Raw genomic sequence first — 8,408 nt, 5'->3', positions numbered from 1 at the left:
TTTTTCACCGCTTTCGACCGAGAGGATCGAATCGTTAATAAGGCTAAAACTCACTGCCTTACCAACTCCTTCTGGCTTCGATGAACTGAAGCGTAACCGCTGCCGAAAACTGCGTAACTCGTTGAATCTCAAGGAGTTTTCCGTTTCGACTGCGCCGGAAGTGGGGCGAATTATAGACGTGTAGAATCTGCCGTCAACACTTAATTTGAATTTTCTATGACTTAACGCAAATTGCCTCTTACGCAGCCTCTATATAGAAGAGCAAAAAAGACTATGCGCACTATATTGCTCATTCCTCATTAGTTAAGCATCATGATCCGAGTGCCACACTTCTTTTCCTCCAACACTCTGGATGCCCTGCATGAACGACCAACCGCGCAGTCTTGCCTCGACCTTGTTTCCGGTAGGACTGCTGCTTATTGCCATGGCCTCGATTCAATCAGGTGCATCGCTGGCCAAGAGCATGTTCCCAGTCGTTGGTGCGCAAGGCACAACAACCCTTCGACTGGTTTTCGCCAGCATCATCATGCTGCTGCTATTAAGACCCTGGCGCGCCAAGTTCACCGCCAAGACGCTGCACACGGTGATTGTCTACGGGATGGCCCTGGGTGGCATGAACTTCCTCTTCTATATGTCCCTGAGAAGCGTGCCCCTGGGAATCGCGGTTGCCCTGGAGTTCACTGGCCCACTGGCAGTGGCCATCTATGCCTCACGCAAGGCCATCGATTTCCTATGGATCGCCTTGGCCATTGCCGGACTCTTATTACTGATCCCTACCGGAGCTACAGGGACATCCATTGACCTGGTAGGCGCAGCCTATGCATTGGGCGCTGGGGTCTGCTGGGCGCTGTATATCCTGTTCGGCCAAAAGGCCGGCGCCGAGAACGGTATTCAGACCGCAGCGCTGGGGGTAATGATCGCAGCACTCTTCGTCGCTCCTTTAGGCATCGTCCACGCCGGTGCGGCATTGCTCACCCCCTCCTTGATCCCTATAGCCCTGGGTGTCGCCATTCTCTCCACCGCCCTTCCCTATACCCTGGAGATGGTAGCCCTGACACGCCTGCCAACCCGCACCTTCGGTACGTTGATGAGCATTGAACCGGCTATCGGCGCCCTCTCCGGACTCCTGTTCCTGCACGAATACCTGTCCCTTGCGCAATGGATGGCCATTGCCTGCATCATCCTTGCCTCTGTAGGTGCGACCATGACCATGCGCCGAGAATCCAAACCATTAGTTGCAGCTGATTGAGACTCAACTCTGGTAATTAGCGCTCAATTAGGCCATGTTTAGCCCGCTGCGCAACGTCACCCAGGAAGTTGTCAGACAGGGATATCGCAAACGCAAAAGACGACAAGTAATGCAGTCACACTCGGGCATTAGATCCGAGGCTAGCGATAAGGACGGGGATGAAACGATTCTTGATACTGTTGGCCGTACTTGCCATTGCAGGCTGCGCGGCAACTGCGAAGACCGAAGTAAAACGGGGTAAGAAAGGACTCCACATCAACTGCTCGGGCCTGTCCTCATCCTGGGACAAGTGCTACACCAAGGCGACCGAGTCCTGCGGGCCCAAAGGCTACAAGGTCATCGCCAAGTCCGGTGACGCGGTAGAAGATCCGGGAGACTACCCCTTCGGACTCAACCCTGCCGGCTATACCAGCCGCAGCATGATCGTCATTTGCAAGTAGCGTTACGGGTCAATCTGCAGGCAGCCGCTCCAGCTGCCCAATGATCTGCTCATGATTCGATGTCAGCACTTGGCGCTGAAGGCTCGGACTCACCAGCATTCGCGCCACCACCAGTGCGCCGACACACTGCGACAGAATCGACCAGGAAAGACTCTCGCTGCCCAGGGTCTGCGCCCAAGCCTGATGCAAACGGCAAATCCAGTCCTGCGCCTCCTGGCGCACTTCGATGCTCCCCCGGGAGATCTCCGCTCCCAGAGCCGGTAGCGCACACCCCGCGCCGGGCTCCTGTAAATGCGCAACACTCAGGTACTGCTTCAGGCAACGACGCAACCTTTCCTGACTCTGCTGCTCTTCACCGCCCAGACGCTCCAGGCTCCGACTCAACTCGCGCTCGACAATCGAGCCGAACAATTCGTCCTTGGAAGCGAAGTGACTGTAAAAAGCCCCGCCACTCAGGCCGATGGCCTTCATCAGGGCATCAACACCCACCGTGGAAAAACCTTCGTTCTTGGCCTGTACCGCGCTGCTTTGCAACAGGCGTTCACGGGTTTCCTGTTTGTGACCGACTGAATAACGCATCCCCTGGTGAGCTCCCGAGTTCTCTTGACGATCGAAAAATCATAGCATAACGTTCGTTTAGCTAACGATCGTTTACTTAAGAGCGAGCCTCCCATGACTACAGCCTTGAACAAGAAGAAAGTGGTATTGGTGGTCGGCGCCGGTGATGCTACCGGTGGTGCCATTGCCAAGCGTTTCGCCGCAGAGGGTTTTGTTGCCTGCGTGACCCGCCGTAGCGCGGACAAGCTACAGCCCCTAGTGGAGAGCATCCAGCAGACCGGTGGCGAAGCCCATGGTTTTGCCTGTGACGCCCGCAAGGAAGAGGAAGTGATCGCCCTGATCGAACAGATCGAAACCCAGATCGGTCCGATCGAAGCATTCGTTTTCAACATCGGCGCCAATGTGCCTTGCAGCATTCTTGAAGAGACGGCGCGCAAGTATTTCAAGATCTGGGAAATGGCCTGTTTCTCGGGCTTTCTCAACGCCCGCGAGGTGGCCAAGCGCATGGTCACGCGCCAACGCGGCACCATCCTGTTCACCGGCGCTACCGCCGGGGTTCGCGGCGCCGCCGGCTTCGCTGCCTTTGCCGGAGCCAAACACGGCATTCGTGCCCTGGCCCAAAGCATGGCCCGGGAGTTGGGGCCGTTGAACATTCATGTCGGCCACATCATTGTTGATGGTGCCATCGACACCGACTTCATCCGCACCAGCTTTCCCGAGAAATACGCCCTCAAGGACCAGGACGGCATCCTCAACCCCGAACATATCGCCGAAAATTACTGGTACCTGCACAGCCAGCCCCGGGACGCCTGGACCTTCGAGCTGGACCTGCGCCCCTGGAACGAGCGCTGGTAATCCCCCTCATAAAAACAATCAGGGAATCTGAATCATGAGCAAGAAAGTAGAGTTCTTCTTCGACCTGGGTAGCCCGACCTCGTACCTGGCCTACACCCAATTGCCAAAAATCTGCGCCCAGACCGAAAGCCAACTGGTTTATCAACCCATGCTTCTGGGCGGCGTCTTCAAGACTACCGGCAACGCCTCGCCCATCAGCGTTCCCGCCAAAGGGCGCTACATGCTCCAGGACTTGGCGCGCTTCGCCCAGCGCTATCAGGTGGAGCTCAACTTCAACCCGCACTTCCCCATCAATACCTTGCTGTTGATGCGCGCTGTTACCGGGGTACAGATGCATTTGCCAGAGCGTTTCATCGAGTTCATCGACTGCCTGTTCCGCGCGCTCTGGGTCGACAAGCGCAACCTGAACGATCCAGCCACCATCACCCAGGTGCTGGAGCAAGGTGGTTTCGATCCGCAACAGATCCTCGACCTGAGCAACGACGAAGAGGTCAAGGCCAACCTCAAGGACAAGACCGAGCAAGCATTGAAGCGTGGTGTATTCGGCGCCCCCAGCATGTTCGTGGGCGACCAGTTGTTTTTTGGCCAGGACCGCCTGGACTTCGTCCGTGAAGCCTTGAGCAAGCAATAATCACCCGCGTCCCTGGCGGCAGAGACTTCAGCGCCAGGGACAGGTTCACCAGCATCAACCACCTTGCGCGGTTGATGCTTCCCTTCAGATCTCCGCGGTTCGGGTCTGCAACCATTCCAGCGCCGTGCCCTCCAGCAACGGACTGAGACGCTGACGCACTTCGGCGTGGTAGGCGTTGAGCCATTCACGCTCCTCTGAAGTGAGCAGCGACGGCTCCAGGCAACGGGTATCAATCGGGCACAGGGTCAGTGTTTCGAAACGCAGAAACTCACCGAACTCAGTGGTGCCAGCCTCACGGTTCAAGACCAGGTTCTCGATCCGCACCCCCCAACGCCCAGGACGGTAAGTCCCCGGCTCGATAGAGGTAATCATCCCAGGCTGCATCGCGGTCTGCGGCGCTGGCGCCGCCTGATAGGCAATAACCTGAGGACCTTCATGCACATTGAGGAAATAGCCGACACCGTGCCCGGTACCGTGCCCGTAATCCACGCCCTCGGCCCAGATCGGCGCACGCGCGATGGCATCCAGCAATGGCGACAGAATGCCCCGCGGAAACTGCGCCCGGGACAACGCGATAACGCCCTTGAGCACCCGGGTGCAGTCGCGTTTCTGCTCGGAACTGGGCGTCCCGACCGGCACCATCCGCGTGATATCGGTAGTGCCCCCCAGGTACTGGCCACCAGAGTCGATCAGCAACAGGCCGTCACCCTCGATCACCGCATGTTCTTGCGGGGTCGCGTGATAATGAGGCATCGCCCCATTGGCATTGAACGCCGCGATGGTATTGAAGCTCAAGGACACATAACCCGGACGCCGCTCACGGGCGGCGGTCAAGTGTTCATCAATGGTCAGTTCGGTGATGCGCTCACGTCCCTGGGCACCGTCCAGCCAGGTGAAAAACTCACAGAGCGCCGCGCCGTCCTGCTCCATGGCCTGACGAATGTGCTCGGCGTCCGCCAGGCTCTTGCGCGACTTTGCCAGGGTCGTGGGATTGAGCCCCTCCAGCAATTTCACACCGGGGTTCAGATTCTCCAGCAAACCTGCCGTGACGCGAGCCGGATCAACCTGCAAGGCCGCTCCCTCAGGCACCGCACGCAGCGCCGCCGCCACTTCCGAGTAGTCGCGCAGGCTCACGCCATCCGCTTCGAGCAGCCCGCGTAGCTGTTCATCGACCTTGCTCAAGGCCACGAACAAGGTGGCCTGCTGCTGGCTGACCAGGGCGAAAGATACAAACACCGGGTTAAAGGAAACATCCGCGCCACGCAGGTTGAACAGCCAGGCGATATCGTCGAGGGTGGCAATAAAGTGCCAGTCCGCTCCGCACTCCTTCAGGGTTTGCCGCAACTGCTCGAGTTTCTCTCCCCGACTCAGCGTGGCCTGCGGAGGCAGGTGCTGGTAGATCGGTTGATTTGGCAACGAAGGGCGATCACCCCAGACTTGCTCAAGCAGATCGATGTCGGTACGCAGGCTGGCCCCGCGCTCCAGCAACTTGCTGCCCAAGGTACGCGCAGAAGCCAGGGCCATGACCGCACCATCCACCGCCACCACGCCACCTTCCGGCGTTTGCTCAGCCAGCCAGTCCAGCGGACCGGGCTGCCCCGGCTGCAATTTCATCAAGTCGATACCACTGCCCTTGAGCTCCTTGGCAGCCTGCTCCCAGTAACGGCTATCGGCCCAGACCCCGGCGAAATCCGCGGTCACGATCAAAGTGCCCACCGAACCATGAAAACCCGACAGCCACTGACGCCCTTGCCAATAACCTGGCAGGTACTCCGACAGGTGCGGGTCGGCCGAAGGCACCAATAAGGCATGAATGCCCTCGCGACTCATCAGTTGACGAACGTGCGCCAGGCGCTGGGGGACCACTCCATTGGTCGAAGGCTGGGTACTCATTGTGTCTCCTTAACCGGCTAAATAATTGTTATGTAAGGTCGAGATCACTCAACCCTCAAGACTAGGCTCCGGCCCAGAACGCCGGAGCTGTGGCGGTTGACGCCTTGATCAATTGCACAGCCCGGTCCACATCCTCCTCGGTAGTGAAACGCCCGAGGCTCAAGCGGATGGTCCGGCTGGCTTGCTGCGCATCAAGTCCCAACGCCAGCAATACATGGGAAGGCGCATTGCTCGCCGAGTTGCAGGCCGAGGTCGCGGAAAACGCCAGGGACGCGCTCAGTGCCGCCGCATCAAGCCCACCGTCGCTGAAGGTCAGGCTCAAGGTGTGGGGAATACGCTGGGTAACACTGCCATTCAAGCGCAGGCCGGCAATACCCGCCAACTGTTCCAACAGACGCTGGCGCAGATGGATGATGGTCGCGGTTTCCTCCTCGAACAACTCACCGGCCAGGGCAAAGGCTGCGCCCATGGCGGCAATCTGGTGGGTGGCCAGGGTTCCGGAACGCAAGCCGCCCTCGTGCCCGCCACCATGGATCTGCGCCAACAGCCGCTGCTGTGCCCGTGGGCCGACATAAAGTGCACCGATGCCCTTGGGGCCATACAGCTTGTGGGCGGAAAACGACATCAGGTCTACCGGCCACCGCCCAAGATCAATGGCCACCTTGCCGGCACCCTGGGCTGCGTCGACATGCAACAACGCCCCACGCTCACGCACCACCTGGCCAATCGCCGGAATGTCGTTGAGGGTACCCAGTTCGTTGTTGACCAGCATCAGCGATACCAGAAAGGTGTCATCTCGCAGGGCTTCACTGACGGCCTGCGCACTGATCGACCCGTCCGCGTCCGGCGCCAGGTAGGTCACCGCCACACCCGCTTCCTGCAACTGCCGGGCGGTGTCGAGAACCGCCTTGTGTTCGATCTGGCTGGTAACGATGTGCCCGCCACTCACACCCCGGGCCTGCATCACTCCCTTGAGTGCCAGGTTGTTGGATTCGGTGGCACCAGAGGTCCAGACAATCTGCTCAGGCAGTGCCCCCACCAACTGCGCCACTTGCTGCCGGGCGCGCTCGACACTGCGCCGCGCGTCCTGGCCGAAGACGTGGGAACTGGATGCCGGGTTGCCGAAATTGGCGTTGAAACCCAGACACTCCAGCATCACCTGGATGACCCGCTCATCCACCGGCGTGGTGGCGGCATAGTCGAAATAAAGAGGACGTTTGTTCATAACTGAAGACCCGCAGAGCTTGTTCCAGGACCGGGATTGGCTCAAAAGGAATGCTGCCCGAACGCGCCATGTATACGCGGCGCGCCAACAGCAAGCACTGAAGCAATACCCGATCGGATGCCGTTAAAGAAGGACAACTTCGTTTAAAAGTGCGTAGGAACGCTCCTGGAACGCAGCTTAACAGGCTCGGGGCAAGGCGTTGAAGGTTCACTCAACGGATGTTTTCAAGGAGTAACGGCGCCAGGGAAAGCACCAGCAACGCGGCCATCCCGAGATTGAACAGGCGCAGCCAGCGCGGGTTGCGCAGGACATTGCGCAACAGACTGCCGCAAGCAGCCCAGAGGCTTACCGTAGGTGCGTTGATCAGGGCGAACACCGCCGCGATCACCAGCACGTTGGTGAAGTACCCCTGCAAGGGGGTGTAGGTACTGATGGCCCCCACCGCCATGACCCAAGCCTTGGGATTGACCCACTGAAACGCCGCGGCGCCCCAATACCCCAAGGGTTGTCCCTGGCCCTGCTGCTCATCGGACAGGGGGCCGGAGCGGGCGATCTTCCACGCCAGGTACAGCAAATACGCCGCACCGACATAACGCAGCACGCGGTACAGCAGCGGATAGGCCTCGAACACCGCCCCCAGGCCCAGCCCAACCGCCAGCACCAGCACAAAGAAGCCGCTGCTGATACCGAGGATGTGCGCAATCGAACGGTTGAAACCGAAATTCACCCCCGAGGCCAGCAGCATGGTGTTGTTCGGGCCGGGCGTGATCGAGGTGACCAGGGCAAACAGGGCAAATGCCAACAGCAGGTCAACAGAAAGGGTCATGGATGCAAGGTCCCGAGCAAGGTCGATCAAGCTTCGACCCTAACTCACGAGCGGCCTGGAACTCACGGACAGTTGAGGAAAACTTCGACCCGTACAGTTGCCTTCAACTGGCTGGGTGGTGACGACTGAAATTGCGCTGGGCACTCATTTCACCCTGCGTATCAAACGCCGTGGGGCGACCCAGCAGTTCGGCCTTTTTCTGCTGGTACTCATCGAATGACAGGCCGCGCCGACTCAAGGCTTCCAGTGCCAGCTCACGAGTTTCCTGAGCGGTGTAGGGACGCAGTTCAGGAGCGCCCGGGCTGGCGCACCCGGCCAGAACACTGGAAACCAAGATCAACAGAACAACCGAGTAAGCCTTCATGGCGAGCACCTGGAGCAGATTGCGAACAATGAACACAGGCTACGCGCGCGCCGACAGTGGCAAAAATCATCCCGCTCGATAGTCGCTATCGACTGTTCAAAGGACTTGGGACTTCGCACCTCATATTCCATAAAGACCTATAAATATGGAAACAAGCTCTTTTGAGGAATAACAGCAAGCCTTTATAACAACTGCACCCCGTTGCCCAACTGTTGCCTGGGCAACTGTTGGCCAGGCAACAGCCGATCAACAAAACAGTACCTGTGCAACAGCGCCCGGTAACCGTCGCAGTAGGGCAGAGCCACGCAGCACAAGGCTTTCAGCGGTTGGTACAGCTCTTGCTCCTGAGCCTGGCACCTGCCATTGC

General features: G+C 58.8%; 10 protein-coding genes. 5 read left to right on the top strand and 5 right to left on the bottom strand.

Annotated elements, in window-relative coordinates:
• From GV818_RS34245 to GV818_RS17740, 3 genes are all read left to right on the top strand, one after another.
• Window positions 1-184: hypothetical protein (locus GV818_RS34245; RefSeq protein WP_218586300.1), on the top strand; the 184-nt coding region annotated here is incomplete at its 5' end.
• A gap of 177 nt (window positions 185-361) precedes the next feature.
• Window positions 362-1,249, top strand: coding sequence for a threonine/homoserine exporter RhtA (rhtA, locus tag GV818_RS17745; protein ID WP_161759798.1), 888 nt, complete (start codon window positions 362-364; stop codon window positions 1,247-1,249).
• Window positions 1,250-1,407: 158 nt separating this feature from the next.
• Window positions 1,408-1,689, top strand: coding sequence for a hypothetical protein (locus tag GV818_RS17740; protein ID WP_161759799.1), 282 nt, complete (start codon window positions 1,408-1,410; stop codon window positions 1,687-1,689).
• Between the two features lie 9 nt (window positions 1,690-1,698).
• Here the strand turns inward: GV818_RS17740 and GV818_RS17735 are convergent, their stop codons facing one another.
• Window positions 1,699-2,268 (bottom strand): TetR/AcrR family transcriptional regulator, encoded by a 570-nt coding sequence (locus GV818_RS17735; protein ID WP_161759800.1) that lies wholly within the window; start codon window positions 2,266-2,268, stop codon window positions 1,699-1,701.
• Between the two features lie 93 nt (window positions 2,269-2,361).
• Here GV818_RS17735 and GV818_RS17730 point away from each other — a divergent pair, with 93 nt between their 5' ends.
• Both GV818_RS17730 and GV818_RS17725 read left to right on the top strand, forming a co-directional pair.
• Entirely contained in the window at window positions 2,362-3,102 is a 741-nt protein-coding gene (locus GV818_RS17730; protein ID WP_161759801.1) for an SDR family oxidoreductase, read from the top strand.
• A gap of 34 nt (window positions 3,103-3,136) precedes the next feature.
• A complete protein-coding gene (locus tag GV818_RS17725) occupies window positions 3,137-3,733 on the top strand; it encodes a 2-hydroxychromene-2-carboxylate isomerase (protein ID WP_161759802.1) in 597 nt (198 codons plus the stop codon).
• Window positions 3,734-3,817: 84 nt separating this feature from the next.
• Here GV818_RS17725 and GV818_RS17720 read toward each other — a convergent pair whose 3' ends face one another.
• From GV818_RS17720 to GV818_RS17705, 4 genes are all read right to left on the bottom strand, one after another.
• Window positions 3,818-5,626 carry an aminopeptidase P family protein gene (locus tag GV818_RS17720; protein ID WP_161759803.1) on the bottom strand — a complete coding sequence of 603 codons (1,809 nt, stop codon included), beginning with the start codon at window positions 5,624-5,626 and terminating at the stop codon, window positions 3,818-3,820.
• A gap of 61 nt (window positions 5,627-5,687) precedes the next feature.
• On the bottom strand, window positions 5,688-6,851 hold the full coding sequence (locus GV818_RS17715) for a cysteine desulfurase family protein (protein ID WP_161759804.1): 1,164 nt from the start codon (window positions 6,849-6,851) through the stop codon (window positions 5,688-5,690).
• Between the two features lie 211 nt (window positions 6,852-7,062).
• The gene (locus GV818_RS17710; protein ID WP_161759805.1) at window positions 7,063-7,677 is read right to left on the bottom strand and encodes a LysE family translocator; all 615 of its coding nucleotides are present in this window, start codon (window positions 7,675-7,677) and stop codon (window positions 7,063-7,065) included.
• Between the two features lie 103 nt (window positions 7,678-7,780).
• Complete coding sequence (locus GV818_RS17705; protein WP_161759806.1) at window positions 7,781-8,041, bottom strand: hypothetical protein; 261 nt, start codon at window positions 8,039-8,041, stop codon at window positions 7,781-7,783.
• Window positions 8,042-8,408: the final 367 nt, after the last annotated feature.

The organism is Pseudomonas sp. Fl4BN1, from assembly GCF_009908285.1.
Lineage (GTDB): Bacteria > Pseudomonadota > Gammaproteobacteria > Pseudomonadales > Pseudomonadaceae > Aquipseudomonas.
The sequence above is the reverse complement of the archived record's forward strand: the minus strand, read 5'-3'. Positions and strand labels throughout refer to the sequence as shown.